Origin of the sequence: Novosphingobium oxfordense (genome assembly GCF_044029435.1) — a bacterium.
Taxonomy (GTDB): domain Bacteria; phylum Pseudomonadota; class Alphaproteobacteria; order Sphingomonadales; family Sphingomonadaceae; genus Novosphingobium.
In genome coordinates this window covers 2,914,935-2,930,587 of record NZ_CP147005.1, presented here as the reverse complement: position 1 = coordinate 2,930,587, position 15,653 = coordinate 2,914,935, and the positions used below count along the sequence as shown (strand labels likewise).

Genomic DNA, 15,653 nt, shown 5'->3' with positions numbered 1-15,653 from the left:
TTTCCTCAGCTATCTATGCGCATGAGCCGGACGCCGCCTTCGTCGACCTGACGCGCGGTCTCGACCAGTTTGGTGCGCATCTCGAACAGGCGCTGGGCCGAGATCATGTCGGTCAGTACCTCCGATGCGTTGACGTTGGACTGCTCCAGGGCCCCGGGAATTACCTGTGCGTTCTCATCCACCGGCAGGGCGCCGGGGGGCTGGCCATTCGCCGTGACCACCCGGAACGTGCCGGAAAGGTCCTTGGCGATCTGGCTGCCGGTGGCGCTGACCAGCCGCAGCTTGTCCACCCGCTGCGGCGGTTCGTCCGGGGTGGTGGGATCGGCCACCAGGATGCCGCCATCGTCGGCGATGGTGACGGTGCCGCCCGGCGGCACCGTGATCGGACCGGCATCGCCCAGCACCGGCAGGCCGTCGCCGTTCTGGAGCACGCCTGTCGAAGTGACCGAAAGGTCGCCCCGGCGGGTGTAGACTTCCTGCCCGTCACTGGCCTGCACCGCTAGCAGGGACTGGCCTTGAAGCGCCACGTCCAGCGGATTGCCGGTGCGAGCGATCTCCCCCTGCTTCATCGAGGCGCCGATGACCCCGCTGCTGGAAAGCGCGCGCACTTCCAGCTGGGGGCCTTCCAGCGTCGTCGGCGCGGCCTGCAGCACTTCGGACTTGAAGCCGGTGGTGTGCGTGTTGGCCATGTTGCTGGCGATCACGCGCTCCCGGTTGAGCGAGGCGTTGAGGCCGGAAACGGCGGTATAGATCAGGCGGTCCATGGTTCAGCCGCCGCTTAGGTCCGCAGGTTGATGATGGTCTGCGAGATCTGCGAGGCGGTATCGATTGCCTTGGCATTGGCTTGGAAATCGCGCTGCGCGGTGATCAGCGAGACGAGTTCTTCCGCCAGATCGACGTTCGACCGTTCGAGCGTGCCCGAGAGCAGCGAACCGAACTGGCTCGATCCCGGCTGGCCGTAATTGGCCGCGCCGGAAACGCCGGTGGCCTTCCAGCTGGCATCGCCCATCTGCTTCAGTCCGGTAGGGGCGATGAACGTGGCAAGCGCGAGTATGCCGATCGTCGTGTTGGTGCCGTCGGCATAAGTCGCCACGACCTGGCCGGTGGAGCTGATCGTCACGCCTGCGTATTCGGCGCCGGCCGCATTGGTCCCAGGAATCTGTGCATCCTGCAGCGTGGTGGAGCTGATCGCGCCGCTGGCATCGACCGGGAAGACCTGCAGCCGCGCGTCCTGATCGGTCAGGATGTACCCGCCGCCGCCGACCGAGAAGGCACCGTTGCGCGTATATTCGGTCTGGCCCGAGGTGGGATCGACGACGGTGAAGAAGCCTTCGCCGTTGATCGCCACGTCAAGCGCGGATCCGGTCTGCTCCGTCGGGCCCAGCGCGAAATTCTGCTTGATGGAGGAAACGCGCGCACCGATGCCGACGGTCAGCTTGGGATCGGTGAGGACCGAGGCCGAGACGATGTCGGCGAACGAGGCGGTGCTCTTCTTGAACCCGTTGGTTTCCGAGTTGGCGATGTTGTGAGCGATGACGTCAAGGTCGGTCTGGGCGTTCTTCAGCCCGGTGATCGAAGTGTAGAAGGACATGGGAAAGCTCCTCGAAAAAGGGGGATCAGCCGGCGGTGCTGCCGGTTGTGTCCGAAGTTTCGGTGGTGCCGGACGCGCCGGTGACCGCGCTGACCAGATCGGCCAGCGAGTTCTGCGAAGCCGTCTGCGCGGAGACGAGCGTATCCAGCTTGGACGAGATCGTGCTGAGCGTGTCCGACATCGTGGATGTCGCCGCGAGCGAGGAGAACTGCGCCATCTGGGCCAGCATCTGCGTCTGGTCGACCGGATTGAACGGATCCTGCTGCTGCATCTGCGTGATCATCAGCTTCAGGAAATCGCCCTGATCGAGATCGGCGAGCGAACTCTTCGTCTTGCTGGTGGTGGACGTAGTGGTGCTGCTGGTGTTGTTGACGTTGCTGACGGTCATTTCATCCTCACAGTGTCGAGCATGAGCTGCTTGGCGGTCGAAAGGGCCTCGACCAGGTTCTGGTACTGTCGGGAGGCTTCGAGCATCTCGACCATCTCGGCGTTCTCATCGACGGGGGCGACCCAGACGTCGCCGTTGGCATCGGCCAGCGGGTGGCTGGGATCGTGCTGCCGCACGGCGGCCGCCTGTTCGCGCTGCACGCCTTCGATATCGACCGAGGCAAGCCCGCTTTCGCGGTCCAGATCGGTGGCGAAGACCGGGCGGATCGGCTTGTAGGTGCCGTCCTCGCTACCCGCGACCGAACCGGCATTGGCCAGGTTCGATGCGGCCGCGTTCATCCGCACCAGCTGTGCCGACATGGCCCGCTGGGCGAGGCTGAACATCGTCATCGGCTGTTGGTTGCCCAAGGGATCTCTGGCCATCGTCATTCGCCCTTCAGTGCGCGGGTGACGGAATTGACCCGGGCGCTGATGAACTGAAGCGTGGCGGAATAGCCCACCGCATTCTCGGAAAAGGCCACCTGCTCGTTCTGCATCTCCACCGTGTTGCCATCGAGGGAGGGCATGACGGGGATGCGGTACTGCGTGGCATCGTCGGCGGCGGCATCGATGTTGCCCCCACGCTCGGCGGATTTGAGCGCGGCGGTGAAATCGATGTCCTTCGCCTTGTATCCGGGCGTGGCGGCATTGGCGATGTTCGAGGCGATCAGGCCCATCCGGCGGGAGCGAAGCTCCAGCGCCTGGGCGTGAATCCCGAACAGATCTTGCGACATCGTTCTTGGCTCCGGTTGAAGGGGCTCCGGTTGAAGGGGCCCCGGTTGAGCGGGCATTGTCGCTTTCGGATAGCAAGGGGTGTGCCAATCGCGGTTCGGGCCGGATGGCGGGGGTGTGATCGCGGCGCAGGCGGCAATCGCTTGCCGGAAAGCGGCAAATCGCGGCCTCCGCCTGAAAGCCTGGGCGATCCGCCGTTCTTGTCCTGAAAAAGGAGAAGGACCGCGTGATCGATCCGCGTACCCTGTTCGACGGCACCAGCGCCGTCATCGTCGTTGGCGGCACCCTGCTGGGGACGATGCTGCGTTGTGGCTTTGCCGATAGCCGGCTTGCCGGCGCCTCTGTGCGCGAGTTGATGCGCCCCCGCTTCCGCGCGGCGCGCGCGAAGACGGCGCTGGCCGTCCACATCCAGGAGATGCAGCGGGACGGAGTGATCCGTGCCCAGCCGTTCAATTCGGGCGATCCCGAATTCGACGAGGCGACCGGCCTGTTCATCGCCAGCCGATCGCTGGATGCCCTGAACATCGCCCATAGCGCGCACAAGCAGCGGCGCGGGGAACTGACCGCGCGCGAAGTGCGCACGCTGCATCAGGCGGCGGACCTTTCCCCGGTGTTTGGCCTCGCCGGAACGTTGATCTCGCTGGCGCAGATGCCGGGGGGCGATGCGGCGATGGACGATTTCACCCGCGTGATCTCGCTGGCGGTGCTGACCACGCTTTACGGCTTGCTGCTGGGCAATCTGGTCTTCGCGCCGCTCGCCCGCGTAGTGGCGCGCCGCGCGTCGGATGAGGAGGCGGAGCGCCAGAAAGTGATCGACTGGCTGGCGGGGCAAGTGGTCGATGCCCTGCCGTCCGACCTCAAGCCGCGGCGCATGGCGATCCCGCGCGATGACGATCATGGGGCGCCGGATCATGTCGATGCCCGGCGCACCGACGCCGCGCAGCACGACCCGGCCGATACGGTTCTGGACGAGAGCGAGGACTGGGGCCGGGGAGGCAATTGGTGAGCGCCCGCACTGCCGTCAGCTGGCAGACCTCGCTGGCCGATCTTTCGCTGATCCTGTTCATGATCACCACGGCGGCAGTGACTCACCGGCCGCCGGCGAAGCACCAACTTGCGCGTCAGGCCGAAACGCCGGCGCCCGTTCAACCATCGGCTGGCCCGTCGGTTCGGGGCGAGGCGATGGCGGTCTATATCGCCGCGCCCGACGCGCCGCCGCTGGCGCGCTGGCTCAGCCAGCAGCCGCGCGACCCGCGCCAGCAACTGACCATCACCGTCGCCTATGCCCCCGGCGCGGAGGCGCAGGCGCTGGAAACGGCCGCGCGAATGCTGCGGGAGGCCAAGGCCGGCGTTCCCGACCTGGGCGGACCAAGGATCGTCGTCGAGCCCGGCGCGCGGCCGCCGCGTGCCGAACTGGCGTTCGATGCGCCGCTCCCCCCTACGACTAACGAAAGCGTGGCACGAAGCTTGCGTCCATCCGGGCAAGCACTCAGCCACGGACATATGCCGCAATGATTCCTGCCCTGCTTATCCTCAGTGCCTCTGCCTCCAGCCCGTTTGCCGATCTCGATGCGATCGACCGGCAGGTGGCCGCCTTCACCGGCGCGCCGGTGGGGGAGATCGGCGGGGCGCTTACCCCGGTCGATCGCAGGCTGCGGCTGGCCCCGTGCCGCAGCGGGCTGGCGCTTTCCTGGCGTGGCAATGGGCAGGACAGCGTGGTCGTCCAATGCGGCGATCCGGGCGGCTGGCGGCTGTTCGTGCCGGTGCGCCGCCCGGCCACCATGGCGCAGGCCCCGGTCGAGCAAGTGGTGAAGCGCGGCGATGCCGTGGCCATCTCGGTCGCGGGGGAGGGGTTCACGGTAACCCAGCCCGGCATGGCGCTGGAAGGCGGGGCGGAAGGAGACTGGATTCGCGTGCGCCCATTGTCCGGCGCGGGCCCCACGAACCGCACGCAGGAGTTGCGCGCGCAGATCGTCAGCCCCGGCACTGTTGCCGTCCCGCTGCCTTAACCCTTCTTCGCCGCTGATTTTGCGGGATTCCTCCAACTTCCGGCAAAATCCCGAGCAGAATCTCGCCGCGATCCTTAAAACTTTCCGCGCCGCACCGTCCTGAAGGGCAAGACTTGAGCCCGATGGGCACGATTTTAGGAAGGAGCGGCACAATGCCACCTATCGAAGTGGGAGCGACCAGCGCGGTCAGTGCACGGCCTGCCCGCACGGCAGGCGGTGAAACCTTGTCCGGCGCCAACGGTGTTACCGTCAGCGCGGAATCGAGCGAGGCGCGGTCCACCGCGGCCCCTGCCAGCACGGCTGTCGAAGCCTCTGCGGCGCTCGATCCCGGCCAGGTTCCGGTCGACAGCGACCGCGTGGCCCTGATCCGCAAGGCGGTGGAGAACGGCACGTACCCGGTGATCCCGACCCAGATCGCGGACGCCATCATTGCGGCGGGCATGCTGCTCAGGAGCCACGAGTAATGACGCAAACGAATCCGGCCGGCAGCGGTAGCGAATTGCACGAAACCCTGCGGCAAATGCTTGCCGTTCTGGAAAGCGAGCGGCAGGCCCTTGCCGGTCTGGACCTCGACGCGATCGTGTGCAGCACGCTGGCCAAGGATCATCTCTGCGGCGCGCTGGAAGGCGCGACGATCGACGATCTGGACGACGAATGCCGCGGCATGGTCGAGACGGCGAAGCGGCTGAATGAAGTGAATCGTCAGGTTCGCAACATCATCGCCGCCAATGTCGCCAAGCGCCTGGACGTTCTGACCGGTACTTCGCGGCTCTACCGGGCCGGCACGAATTACGCCCTGGCGGCGGGCCGGAGGTAAAACCAACCGGTCTTTGCCGAGGTTCTCACGCTACAATTCCATCGTCATTGCGAGCGTAACGAAGCAATCCAGGGCGGTTCGTGCCGCCCTGGATTGCTTTGTCGTTTCTGCCTCCTCGCGCGGTGCGGTTTTCCCATCGAGGCGCACGGCGTCTGGCACGGCTCTTGCTGAAGATCTCCCGAAACGATCCGGATCGGGAGCGAAGTCTTGAGCGAAGGACAAGTTGCGGGCGCCAGCGGCGCGGGCGCGACGAATACGGCGGTAAGGGTGCAGGGCGCCATCGCCCGCGCCGCGCAGGCGACGGGGGTGGATTTCCGCTACCTGCTGGCGCAGGCTAAGCTTGAATCGAGCCTGGACCCCACCGCGCGCGCTTCAACCTCCAGCGCCACCGGCCTTTTCCAGTTTACCGATGGAACCTGGTTGCAGACCTTGGGCCGCCACGCGGCGGACCACGGCATGGCCTGGGTTCAGCAGGCGATCGCCGGCGGGCAGATGACCGACCCCGGCATGCGCGCGCAAGTCATGGGCTTGCGCTACGACGCCGATGCCTCGGCCATGATGGCCGCCGAACTCGCCAGCGACAACAAGGCCGGGCTGACCGCGCAATTGGGCCGGGAACCCGACGCGACCGAGCTTTATCTGGCGCACTTTCTGGGCGTGGGCGGGGCGAACCAGTTCCTTTCGGCGCTCTCCGCCGACCCTTCGCAAAGTGCCGCGTCGATCCTGCCGCGCGCGGCGGCGGCCAATCCCACGATCTTCTATTCGGGCGGCGGCGCGCGCAGCCTTGGCGACGTGATGTCGCTGATGCGCGGCAAAGTCTCCACGGCGATGGGCGGGGCCGACGGTCTGCCGTCGATCGACATGCTGGCCAGTTCGGCCAGCCCGCGCATCGCCTATGAGTCGGTGGCCCAGCAGCCCGAGATGCCGATGGGCCCGGTCGCGCGTGCATTTCACCGCCGCGCCGGGGACGCGCCGCAAGCCGCCCAATCGGGCGGCGGCGGCACCATGGCTGAGGCGCTGCAAAGCATGTTCAACACCACTGGTACTGCCGCGCCCGCCAATGTGCGCGCTGCTTATGCCCGTCTTGCGGGGCTTGGATTGTGAACCGGAACCTCCTCACCCGCTTCGGCAATCCGGCGGCAGCGGCGCTGCCCGCAGGTATCCTGACGCTTATCGTGCTGATGATCGTGCCGGTGCCGGCCTTCGTGCTGGACGTGTCGTTCGTGCTGAACATTGCGCTCTCGCTGGCAGTGCTGATGGCCGCGATGAACGCGCAGCGGCCGCTGGACTTCTCCTCGTTCCCCTCGGTCCTGCTGTTCGCCACGCTGCTGCGCCTTGCCCTCAATGTCGCTTCCACCCGCGTCGTGCTCGTCCACGGGCATGAGGGCGAGGCGGCGGCGGGCAAGGTGATCGAAAGCTTCGGGCGCTTCCTGATCGGCGGCAACTTCGCGGTCGGCATCTTCGTCTTCCTGATCCTGATCATCATCAACCTTGTGGTGGTGACCAAGGGCGCCGGGCGCGTTTCGGAAGTGTCCGCGCGCTTCACGCTGGATGCCTTGCCCGGCAAGCAGATGGCGATCGACGCCGATCTTGCCGCCGGGCTGATGACCGCCGACGAAGCGCGCGCCCGCCGCCGCGAAGTGGCGACCGAGGCCGATTTCTACGGATCGATGGACGGTTCTTCCAAGTTCGTGAAGGGCGATGCCATCGCGGCGCTGCTGATCTTGGGCGTCAACATCGTCGCCGGGTTCTGCCTGGGCATGATCAGCCACGGGCTTTCGGCCAGCGAGGCGGCGCAGACCTACATCACGCTGGCCATCGGTGACGCGCTGGTGGCGCAAGTTCCGGCGCTGCTGCTCTCGATCGCCGCCGCCGTGATCGTCACCCGCGTGTCCGACGACCGGCTGGGTGAGGGGCGCGACCTTGCCGCCCAGATCGGCGGCCAGTTCGCCTCGCCCGCCACATGGCTGCCGGTGGGCGTGGTGCTGGGCGCCATCGGCATGATCCCGGCGATGCCGCAGACGGTGTTTCTGCCGGCGGCCGGCTTGGCCTTTTGGATCTGGCACAGGATGCGCCAGCGGCAGGCACTGGCGGCCGAGCCGGTGATGGAAGCGCCGCCCGCCGCCGACCCGTCGCGCATCGATCTTGAGGATGTGTCCGACCACACGCTGGTCACCATCGAGCTGGGCTATGGCCTTGTGCAACTGGTGGACGAACGGCGCGGATCGCCGCTGGTCAGCCGTGTTACCGGCGTGCGCAAGCAGTTGAGCCAGGCCTTCGGCTTCATCATCCCGCAGTTCCGCGTGCGCGACGCGCTGGACATGCCGCCGCACGAGTACCGCGTGACCTTGGGCGGCGTGAATCTCGGCGGTGCCGTGATCCGCGCCGACCGCGTGCTGGCCATAGACGCCGGAGAGGCGCGGCCCGGCCACACCCTACGCGGAGAGGCGACGCACGATCCCAGCTTCGGCTGCCCGGCGCTGTGGATCGACCCAGCCTCGCGCGATCACGCCATCGCCGAGGGTTTCCTGACGGTGGATGCCGGCACGGTGATCGCCACGCACCTCAACCAGCTATTGTCCGAACGCCCGCAGGATCTGCTGGGGCCGGACGAGGTGAAGGCGCTGGTCGATTCACTGAAGGTCCATTCGGCAGGTCTGGTGGAGACGGTGCATCCGCAGCCGCTCTCGCTCGCCGCGTTGACCCGCCTGCTGCGCGCATTGCTGGAGGATGGCATTCCCATTGCCCATCCGCTGCCGATTTTTGCCAGCCTTGGCCGCGCGCTTCAGCAGACGGTGGAGCATGACCGGCTGGTCGATCTGGTGCGCGCCGATCTGGGCGCATTGATCGTCGGCCGCGTCTGCCCGCCAAGCGAGCGGCTGCCGGTGCTGACGCTCGACGCCGGGCTCGAATCCGCGATCATCCAGGGCATGCAGGATCCGAGCACCGGGCAACCGGTGATCGAGCCCGACCTTGCGCGCATGATCGGGGAGCGGATTGCCGCGCTGATCGCGGCGCGCGGCACCGGGGCGACGCCGCTGGCCCTTGTGGTCCAGCCCCGCGCGCGGCGGGCCTTGGCGGCGCTGCTGCGGCTGCGCGCGCCAGGCTGCCTGGTGCTTTCCATCGCCGAACTGCCGCCGACCCAGCCGATCGAGGTGATCGATGTCGTCGGCGCGCCGGTTGCCGCTCCGGGCCTGCCGCATCCCGATTTCGATAACGACCAAGCTGAAAGCATGGCTGCATGAAACAGGATCAAAGAGGCTTCAGCGTTCTTGGAGCCTATGGCGCCCGCGTGGCCGGGGCCTATCAGGGCGACGTTGCCGACCGGGTGCGTCGCTTCCTCCCGATGGTCCGGCGCCTCGCCTGGCATGTGCAGGGCTCCGGCCGGCCGGGGATCGAGGTGGAAGACCTTATGCAAGCGGGCCTCGTCGCGCTTACCGAATGCGCGCAGAAGCACCAAGGGCCGGGCGAGGATGGTTTTGCCGCCTATGCCAAGATGCGCGTGCGCGGGGCGATGGTGGACCTGATCCGCCGCACCGTGCCGATGTCACGCGGGGCCAACGAGCGGCGGCGGCAACTGGCGGAGAAGGAGCGCGACTTGCGCGGCACCCTCGGCCGCGAACCTCATGCCCATGAATTGGCAGAGGCGATGGGGATCGACGAGGCGGAACTGGCCGGCCTTCGCGATTCCAGCCAACCATTGCGCTTCGATTCGATCGACGAGACCTATTCGGACCAGAGCATGGCCTTTGCGGATGACCGGCCGGACAGTCTGGAACTGTTGGCGGACGAGGAACTGCGCGGCGCGGTCGTCAGCGCGATCGCCGAACTGCCGGAGCGACTGATGCTGGTGGTGCAGCTCTACTTCGTGGAGGAGCTGAATCTGGCCGAGATCGCGCAAGTGCTGCAAGTCTCGATCCCGCGCGTGCATCAGTTGAAGGCGCAGGCCTTGGGCAAGTTGCGGGAGAGTTTGGAGGGCGTGGCGGATATTGTGTGAGGGGGCGTCTCGCGCCGCTGGATTGCTTCGCTACGCTCGCAATGACGAAGGATGGGGGGCGGGAGGTGCACGCCCTAACCGCCAACTTCTCGTCGCCCCCGCGCAGGCGGGGGCCCCGCTTCCCTTTCGCCACGCCGCAAGAACAAGCGGGGACCCCGCCTGCGCGGGGACGACGGGGTTTGTTGGGTTAGGTCCGTTTTCTAAAAGGCATGTTGGTTTGGGGCGGCAGAGCGCCCCAAACCTCAGCGCAGATATCAGCCCAGATAAACGCCCGCCGGATTGCCGGTCACACCCGATTCCACTTCGAACAGCGCGCCGTCGAATTCCGATTCCGGCAGGCCTTTCGACGCCGAAGTCACGAACATGCGGTCGAGGTTCTCGCCGGCGAAGGCGATGTTGGTGATGCGCTTGGCGGGCAGTTCGATCGAACGCTCCCGCGTGCCGTCGGGGGCGAAGCGGGTGATCTTGCCACCGTCCCAGTGGGCGACCCACAGGAAACCCTCGGCATCGGTGGTCATGCCGTCCGGATAGCCGTCCTCTTCTGAGAAGCGGATGAATTCCTCGCGCTCATGTTCGCTGTGCGGGGCGCCGTTCTCGTCCAGCTTGAAGCGGTAGATCGTGCGCAGCGCCGAATCTGTGTGGTAGAGCCACTGGCCGCAGGGCGAGAAGGCCGGGCCGTTGGGCACGATGTAGCCGGAATCGATCACCTGCCAGTCGCCGCTGGGCGAGAGGCGGTAGAGCGTGCCGATTGCGTTCTCTTCCGCCATTTCCAGGGTGCCGCACCAGATCGCGCCGTGGCGGTCGGCCTTGCCGTCGTTCATGCGGTTGCCGGGCAGGTGCGGTTCGGGATCGTTGCGATCGGAAATCGTCAGCGGATCGAGCGTGATATTGGCGACGCCGTCCTGGAAACCGCCGATCAATCCGCCTTCCGCACGCGGAGCGACCCAGCCGAGGCGGGCGGGCATGTCCCAGCGGGTGACGGTGTTGTCGGATAGGCTCAGGCGGTTGAGCGCGGGGGCCAGGATGTCCACCCAGTAGAACGCGTTGTCACGCGCGGACCACAGCGCGCCTTCGCCCAGCGTATCGCGGACGTCGCGATCGATCTTGCGCCAGAGTGTCATCCCAAGTCTCCCAAATCGTCGGTTTGCTGATGTGAATTGTGGGGCAGATACGGTTCCGGCCCACTCTTCCACCAGCCCCCTGCCTTATGCAGACTCGGTGGCAGGACCAGTGGGAGAGTGGGCCGGGACCCGCCCGGAAATCCGGGCAATTCGGTGCAGTGTCCGGGCCGAAGCAGAGGCTTCGGCCCGGAACAAGGCTTAGTGGTTGTCGCGCGGAAGGCCCTTGGTCTGGGCGATGCGCTGGTACTTCTCGGCGCCTTCGAGGATCGCGCCGGTGTCCATCTGGCCGACGACCGAGCGCTGGATTTCCTGCCACGGGGTCTGCGAAGCCGGGTAGGCATAGCCACCCTTGGCTTCCAGAGCCGCACGACGCTCAGCGAGTACTTCGTCGGAAACGAGGACGTTCACCACGCCCTTCTTCAGATCCATGCGCACGCGGTCGCCGGTTTCCAGCAGGGCCAGACCGCCCATCGCCGCCGCTTCGGGGCTGGCGTTGAGGATCGAGGGGCTGCCCGAAGTGCCGGACTGGCGGCCGTCGCCGATGCACGGAAGCGCGGTGACGCCTTCGGTGATCAGGTAGGCCGGCGGACGCATGTTCACGACTTCCGCCGCGCCCGGATAGCCGATCGGGCCGGCGCCGCGCATGAACATCAGGGTGTCGGGCGTGATGCCGGTGGCCGGATCGTCGATGCGGTGGTGATAGTCCTCGGGACCGTCGAACACCACGGCCGGGCCTTCGAAGGCATCCGGATCTGCCGGGTTCGACAGGTAGCGGTCGCGGAACTCCTTGGAGATCACGCTGGTCTTCATGATCGCGGCGTCGAACAGGTTGCCCGACAGGACCAGGAAGCCCGCTTCCTCGACCAGCGGCTGGTCGAAGGTCTTGATGACGCGCTCGTCCTCGATCGTGGCATCGCGGCAGTTGTCGCCCATGGTCTGGCCATTGACGGTCATCGCGCCCTCATGGATGAGGCCCTGCTTGATCAGCTGCGCGACCACGGCCGGCACGCCGCCGGCGCGGTAGTAGTCTTCGCCCAGGTATTCACCGGCAGGCTGCAGGTTCACCAGCAGCGGGATCTTGTGGCCGATGCGTTCCCAGTCCTTCAGCGGCAGTTCCACGCCGATGTGGCGGGCGATGGCGGCAAGGTGGATCGGGGCGTTGGTCGAACCGCCGATGGCGGCGTTGACGGCGATGGCGTTGTGGAACGCTTCCAGCGTCAGGATGTCCGAGGGCTTCAGATCCTCGTGCACCATGTCGACGATGCGCTTGCCGGTGCGCCATGCGCATTCCTGGCGGTCACGATAAGGCGCGGGGATCGCGGCCGAACCGGGCAGCATCATGCCAAGGGCTTCGGCGAGCGAGTTCATCGTCGTCGCCGTGCCCATGGTGTTGCAGTAGCCGGTCGAGGGGGCCGAGGACGCGACGAGCTTGATGAAGCCCTCATCGTCGATCTCGCCCGCCGCCAGCATCTGGCGGCCCTTCCACACGATCGTGCCCGAACCGGTACGCTCACCCTTGTGCCAGCCGTTGAGCATCGGGCCGACCGAAAGCGCGATCGCCGGGATGTTCACGGTGGCCGCCGCCATCAGCAGCGCCGGGGTGGTCTTGTCGCAGCCGGTGGTCAGCACCACGCCGTCCAGCGGATAGCCGTAGATCGCTTCGACCAGGCCGAGGTAGGCCAGGTTGCGGTCGAGACCGGCGGTCGGGCGCTTGCCGGTTTCCTGGATCGGGTGGACCGGGAATTCGATGGCGATGCCGCCGGCTTCGCGGATGCCTTCGCGGATACGCTCGGCCAGCACCAGGTGGTGGCGGTTGCAGGGCGACAGGTCGCTGCCGGTCTGCGCGATACCGATGATCGGCTTGCCCGAGCGAAGCTCTTCCAGGCTGAGGCCGAAGTTCAGGTACCGCTCCAGATAGAGCGAGGTCATGTCGATGTTTTCGGGATTATCGAACCACGCGCGCGAGCGCAGCTTCGGTGCAGTCTTGTCGGTCATGGGGGCGTCTTTTCGTTCTATCAGCGCGAGGCCGTGGATACGCGATAGATCATGACATGCTTGTAGGGCTTGCCGGGATCGACGCGGGTGGAGGGGAAGTTCGGGTGGTTGGGCGAATCCGGGAACTTCTGCGGTTCCAGTGCGATGCCGTCACCCATGCGGTAAAGGTGGCCGTTCTTGCCGATGAAGGTGCCGTCCAGGAAGTTGCCGGCATAGAACTGCACGCCGGGTTCGGTGGTCAGCAGTTCGAGCACGCGGCCCGAAACCGGGTCTTCCAGGCGGGCGGCCAGTTCCGGCGTCTTCGTCACGCCCTTGTCTAGCGCGAAGTTGTGGTCGTAGCCGCGGCCCATGACGATCTGTTCGTCACGGCCATCGCGGATACCTTCGGCGACGACGCGCGCCTTGCGGAAATCGAACACGGTGCCGGTCACGTCGCGCAGTTCGCCGGTCGGGATCAGCTTGTCGTTCACCGGGGTGTAGTGGCCCGCCGGGATCGTCAGCAGGTCCTGGATCGCGTCGCGGGGCGAACCTTCGCCGGCCATGTTGAAGATGGCGTGGTTGGTCATGTTGATGACCGTGGGCTTGTCCGTGGTCGCCTCGAAGACGATCTGCAGGTTGCCCTTCTCGTCCAGCGAGTAGGTCACCTTGGTCTTCACCGTGCCGGGATAGCCCGAATCGCCGTCGGGGCTGACGAGCGTGAAGACGGCCGTGGCGACGGGGCCGGACTTGACCGATTCGACCTTCCAGTTCTGCACGTCCCAGCCCTTGCCGCCGCCGTGCAGCGACTGGCCGTGGTCGTTCTGGGGAAGCTGGAAAGTCTTGCCGTCCAGGCTGAACTGGCCGTTCGCGATGCGGTTGCCATAGCGGCCGATGGTGGCGCCCCAGTAGTTCGGGCGCTTTTCGTAGCTGGCGATGTCGTCATAGCCCAGCAGCACGTCGGCCACCTTGCCGTCGCGATCGGGCGCGTTCAGCTTCCAGAGCGTGGCGCCGAAGCTGAGGATCGTGGCGGAAACGCCATTGCCGGCCTTCAGTGTCACGGCGGTGACGGCGCTGCCGTCCGAAAGCGTCCCGGCAGGGGCTTGCGAGGCATCGGCGGCGAAAGCGACAGCCGGCATTACGCAGGCAAGAGAAAGCGCAGAAGAAGTCACAAATACCTTGCGCAGAATCCCCATTCCCTTAGCTCCCAATTTGATTTCTGTATGCGTGCGAATCTCGATGTGAATGGCCCTCGCCAGGCGCGAGAAGCCATTGACGGAGACCTTCTGCGCATATAGTCCGACAAATAGAAAGAGCGCAAGCCGGTTTGCCCCAGATAGGACAATCACAGGCCGGCAGTTCTGTAACGAGAGGATAGACATGCCCCCAGTGGTATCATCTGCCGATGCCCCCGTGGCGCACGCGCCGCAGGCGGGCGTCCGCTACGGCCCCGCGCTGGCGCTGCTTGCCAGCCTTTTCTTCATGTGGGGCTTCATCACCGTCATCAACAACACGCTGCTGCCGCATCTGCGCGCCGTGTTTTCGCTGACCTACACCCAGACGACGCTGATCGAATCGGTGTGGTTCATCGCCTATTTCTTCGCCTCGATCCCTTCGGCAAAGCTGATTGAGCGGATCGGCTACCAGAAGTCGCTGGTCACCGGGCTCCTGATCATGGCGGCCGGCGCGCTGGGCATGATGCTGGCCGCCAGCATCCCGTCCTACGGCGTTACGCTGGTTATGCTGTTCGTGATCGCCAGCGGCATCACGCTGCTTCAGGTCGCCGCGAACCCCTACGTCGCCGTCGTCGGCAAGCCCGAAACCGCTTCCTCGCGCCTCAATCTGGTGCAGGCGCTCAACTCGGCGGGCACCATGCTTGCGCCGATGTTCGGCGCCTACCTGATTCTCGGCCGTTCGAAGAGCGGTACGGCAGCCGCCGGCACCGTGCTGACCGAGGCTGAGCGCATGGCCGACGCGCATTCGGTGATCCTGCCTTATGCGCTGGTCGCCGTGGTGCTGGTGATCCTGGCCGTTGTGATCGCCAAGTTCCCGCTTCCGGCGATGAAGTCTTCCTCGCCCGCCGACAAGGCGAAGCGTTCGGGCCTGATCAATTCGGAACTGTTCAAGCACCGCAACCTGGTGTTCGGCGTTCCCGCGATCTTCATCTACCTGATCGCGGAAATCGGCGTTGCGAACCTTTTCGTGAACTTCGTCAGCCAGCCGGATATCGCCAACCTGACGCATGAGCAGGCCGGTAACTACCTCAGCTTCCTGTGGGGCGGCATGATGGTCGGTCGCTTTGCCGGTTCCGCGATCATGCAGCGTTTCGACGCAGGCAAGGTTCTGGCGTTCTTCTCGGTCGGTGCGTTCGCGGTCATGATGATCACCGTCTTCGCGCACGGTCCGGTTGCCATGTGGTCGCTGATCCTCGTCGGCCTGTTCCACTCGATCATGTTCCCGACCATCTTCACGCTCGGCATCAAGGGCCTAGGCCCGCTGACCGAGGAAGCTTCGGGTCTGCTCGTGATGGCGATCGCCGGTGGCGCGCTGGTGGTGGTGCAGGGCTGGCTGGCCGATACTTACGGCCTGCAGAACTCGTTCCTGCTGACCGCGCTTTGCGAAGTCTACATCCTGTTCTACGCGCTGTGGGGCAGCAAGACCACGCATGCGGAGCCGGATCTGGTGCCGGCTGCAGCCGAGTAACCTTACGCTTCGAGCGATAACGAAAAGGCCCCGGCGAGCGATCGCCGGGGCCTTTTTCTATGGGTTGGTGGAGCGTCACTCCGGCTTGCCTCATCCGGTCCCGCCTCGCCGAAGCTGCTTCGCGCGACCGAACCCACTTTGCTTAGCCTAAAACACCTCGTCGCCCCCGCGAAGGCGGGGGTCCCGCTTCCTTGAGGCGAAGTGCTGGGTATCAAGGAACAAGCGGGATCCCCGCCTTCGCGGGGATGACGGGATTTGTTTGGCTGTCTCGGTATTGGCGCGTGGG

17 protein-coding genes are annotated in these 15,653 nt (G+C 65.9%); 9 read left to right on the top strand and 8 right to left on the bottom strand.

Annotation, left to right across the window (positions count from 1 at the left end):
* Positions 1 to 5: 5 nt before the first annotated feature.
* The 5 genes from WBP07_RS13905 to flgB are packed head-to-tail and all read right to left on the bottom strand — an operon-like array spanning position 6 to position 2,751.
* A complete protein-coding gene (locus WBP07_RS13905; RefSeq protein ID WP_395391890.1) occupies positions 6 to 764 on the bottom strand; it encodes a flagellar basal body rod protein FlgF in 759 nt (252 codons plus the stop codon).
* Between the two features lie 14 nt (positions 765 to 778).
* Positions 779 to 1,591, bottom strand: coding sequence for a flagellar hook-basal body protein (locus WBP07_RS13900; RefSeq protein ID WP_395391888.1), 813 nt, complete (start codon positions 1,589 to 1,591; stop codon positions 779 to 781).
* Positions 1,592 to 1,616: 25 nt separating this feature from the next.
* Positions 1,617 to 1,979: a flagellar hook capping FlgD N-terminal domain-containing protein gene (locus WBP07_RS13895; protein ID WP_395391886.1), complete on the bottom strand. Its 363-nt coding sequence runs from the start codon at positions 1,977 to 1,979 to the stop codon at positions 1,617 to 1,619.
* Complete coding sequence (gene flgC / locus WBP07_RS13890; protein ID WP_395391885.1) at positions 1,976 to 2,401, bottom strand: flagellar basal body rod protein FlgC; 426 nt, start codon at positions 2,399 to 2,401, stop codon at positions 1,976 to 1,978. The genes WBP07_RS13895 and flgC overlap by 4 nt, the downstream gene beginning before the upstream one ends.
* Positions 2,402 to 2,403: 2 nt before the next feature.
* A complete protein-coding gene (gene flgB / locus WBP07_RS13885) occupies positions 2,404 to 2,751 on the bottom strand; it encodes a flagellar basal body rod protein FlgB (protein WP_395328917.1) in 348 nt (115 codons plus the stop codon).
* A 224-nt stretch (positions 2,752 to 2,975) separates the two neighbouring features.
* On the opposite strand from flgB, the gene WBP07_RS13880 reads away from it, so the two are divergent.
* From WBP07_RS13880 to WBP07_RS13845, 8 genes are all read left to right on the top strand, one after another.
* Complete coding sequence (locus tag WBP07_RS13880) at positions 2,976 to 3,755, top strand: MotA/TolQ/ExbB proton channel family protein (RefSeq protein WP_395391883.1); 780 nt, start codon at positions 2,976 to 2,978, stop codon at positions 3,753 to 3,755.
* On the top strand, positions 3,752 to 4,264 hold the full coding sequence (locus tag WBP07_RS13875; RefSeq protein WP_395391881.1) for a hypothetical protein: 513 nt from the start codon (positions 3,752 to 3,754) through the stop codon (positions 4,262 to 4,264). The genes WBP07_RS13880 and WBP07_RS13875 overlap by 4 nt, the downstream gene beginning before the upstream one ends.
* On the top strand, positions 4,261 to 4,758 hold the full coding sequence (locus tag WBP07_RS13870) for a flagella basal body P-ring formation protein FlgA (protein WP_395391879.1): 498 nt from the start codon (positions 4,261 to 4,263) through the stop codon (positions 4,756 to 4,758). Before WBP07_RS13875 ends, WBP07_RS13870 begins: the two co-directional genes overlap by 4 nt.
* A 152-nt stretch (positions 4,759 to 4,910) precedes the next feature.
* Complete coding sequence (locus WBP07_RS13865; RefSeq protein WP_395391877.1) at positions 4,911 to 5,222, top strand: flagellar biosynthesis anti-sigma factor FlgM; 312 nt, start codon at positions 4,911 to 4,913, stop codon at positions 5,220 to 5,222.
* Positions 5,222 to 5,575 carry a flagellar protein FlgN gene (locus tag WBP07_RS13860; protein ID WP_395391876.1) on the top strand — a complete coding sequence of 118 codons (354 nt, stop codon included), beginning with the start codon at positions 5,222 to 5,224 and terminating at the stop codon, positions 5,573 to 5,575. Before WBP07_RS13865 ends, WBP07_RS13860 begins: the two co-directional genes overlap by 1 nt.
* A 207-nt stretch (positions 5,576 to 5,782) precedes the next feature.
* Positions 5,783 to 6,679 carry a lytic transglycosylase domain-containing protein gene (locus WBP07_RS13855; protein WP_395391874.1) on the top strand — a complete coding sequence of 299 codons (897 nt, stop codon included), beginning with the start codon at positions 5,783 to 5,785 and terminating at the stop codon, positions 6,677 to 6,679.
* A gap of 77 nt (positions 6,680 to 6,756) precedes the next feature.
* Positions 6,757 to 8,820, top strand: a complete 2,064-nt coding sequence (locus tag WBP07_RS13850; RefSeq protein ID WP_395395796.1) for a flagellar biosynthesis protein FlhA — start codon at positions 6,757 to 6,759, stop codon at positions 8,818 to 8,820.
* Entirely contained in the window at positions 8,817 to 9,572 is a 756-nt protein-coding gene (locus WBP07_RS13845) for a sigma-70 family RNA polymerase sigma factor (protein WP_395391872.1), read from the top strand. Before WBP07_RS13850 ends, WBP07_RS13845 begins: the two co-directional genes overlap by 4 nt.
* Before the next feature lie 254 nt (positions 9,573 to 9,826).
* Here the strand turns inward: WBP07_RS13845 and WBP07_RS13840 are convergent, their stop codons facing one another.
* From WBP07_RS13840 to WBP07_RS13830, 3 genes are all read right to left on the bottom strand, one after another.
* On the bottom strand, positions 9,827 to 10,693 hold the full coding sequence (locus WBP07_RS13840) for an SMP-30/gluconolactonase/LRE family protein (protein ID WP_395391870.1): 867 nt from the start codon (positions 10,691 to 10,693) through the stop codon (positions 9,827 to 9,829).
* A 198-nt stretch (positions 10,694 to 10,891) separates the two neighbouring features.
* Positions 10,892 to 12,688 (bottom strand): IlvD/Edd family dehydratase, encoded by a 1,797-nt coding sequence (locus tag WBP07_RS13835; protein WP_395391868.1) that lies wholly within the window; start codon positions 12,686 to 12,688, stop codon positions 10,892 to 10,894.
* Positions 12,689 to 12,708: 20 nt separating this feature from the next.
* Complete coding sequence (locus tag WBP07_RS13830) at positions 12,709 to 13,803, bottom strand: aldose epimerase family protein (RefSeq protein ID WP_395391866.1); 1,095 nt, start codon at positions 13,801 to 13,803, stop codon at positions 12,709 to 12,711.
* A 241-nt stretch (positions 13,804 to 14,044) separates the two neighbouring features.
* Between WBP07_RS13830 and WBP07_RS13825 the strand changes: the two genes are divergently transcribed.
* Positions 14,045 to 15,367 (top strand): sugar MFS transporter, encoded by a 1,323-nt coding sequence (locus WBP07_RS13825; protein WP_395391864.1) that lies wholly within the window; start codon positions 14,045 to 14,047, stop codon positions 15,365 to 15,367.
* The last annotated feature ends 286 nt before the right edge of the window (positions 15,368 to 15,653 follow it).